At 54.3% G+C, this 328-nt stretch carries 1 pseudogene; it reads left to right on the top strand.

Going from position 1 to position 328, the window contains the following annotated elements:
- A pseudogene (locus FW758_RS24880) lies at positions 1–328 on the top strand (tyrosine-type recombinase/integrase); the annotation flags it as partial.

Below are 328 nucleotides of genomic sequence, written 5' to 3'. Positions count from 1 at the left end.
ATTGCGAAATGCAGCAAGACCGGTAGCCATGTTGTTTGTGTTGATGCTGATGTTCGGTACCCGCATAGGTGAAACACGCTTGGCACGTTGGGACCACTTTGCCGGCGATTACTGGTTTATTCCCGCTGAGAATGCCAAGAACCGCCAAGAGCACCGCTTACCCATGACGCCCACAGCCAAGAAGCTGATTACCCATTACGCCCAGTGGCAATACACACATGTGGGCAAGCGGGCGTTTTTGTTCCCAGGCGAAGTGGGGCCGGTGAGCATTCGCACCGCGCAGTATTGGAGTGAAACGATTCGGTTTAAGGCGTTTACCTCCCACGCA

It is taken from the genome of Shewanella sp. 1180_01, assembly GCF_052850535.1.
Note: the sequence above shows the minus strand (reverse complement) of the source record. Positions and strands in the feature narration are given on the sequence as shown.